At 49.0% G+C, this 857-nt stretch carries 1 protein-coding gene; it reads left to right on the forward strand.

What is annotated here, in order from left to right; translation table 11 throughout:
• Positions 1-857: PTS transporter subunit EIIC (locus J5224_RS31280; protein ID WP_264628890.1), on the forward strand; the 857-nt coding region annotated here is incomplete at both ends.

The following is an 857-nucleotide window of genomic DNA, read 5'->3' on the forward strand; positions in this document are numbered from 1 at the left end:
ATTTCCCTTTTTCAGCGGCAAGAAATCGGTCGCTATCCTCGCTATCGCCTTTACTATCCCGGTGGAGCTGATTATTCCCTTTATCTGGGATGTCTTCACCTATGGAATGAGAAGCATCTCTACGGTGATGATGGCGCCTGATATCGGTGCCGGGATCTATATGACATTGAACCGTTTGTTGATCCCGTTTGGCCTGCACCATGTATTGAGTTCGACCGTGCGTTTTACGGAAGCGGGGGGCACTTATCTGATTGATGGCCAAACCTATGTCGGCATCCTGCCCGCCATGAACAAGATCTTGTTTGAGTTAGGGCCGAATCACCCGGCGTGGAATGAACTTATGCCAACCCTGTGCAGCTATCTTGCATCGTCACAGATGTTGACCACGCTGTTCCGCGTTCCGGCGATTGGCCTGGCGATGTACCACATGGCCTATTTCAAGAACAAGAAATTTGCCAAGGGGATGATACTGACGGTTGTGCTCACGGCGTTTCTGGGCAATATCACCGAACCGCTTGAGTTTTCCTTCCTGTTTATCGCGCCAAAACTTTTTATTATCTACGCCATATTGTGCGGTCTGCTGACCATCCCGCTGCAAATGCTGGAAGTGTCTATTGGCTATATTCGCGGCACCATCTTTGATTTCGGCATCTTTGGGCTGATGTATGAAAACACCCAGTGGGTAAACCTGATTTTGCTGGGCGCGGTTAACTTTATTGTGTTCTATGGCGTATTCCGCTACGCGATTGGCAAATTTGATATCAAAACGCCTGGCCGTGAGAACGAAACCGCAGACAGTGCGTTGCTGAATAACAAAGAGTACGACAAGGTAGCAGAATTAGTGATCCAGGGATTGG

Source organism: Candidatus Symbiopectobacterium sp. NZEC135, from assembly GCF_025962695.1.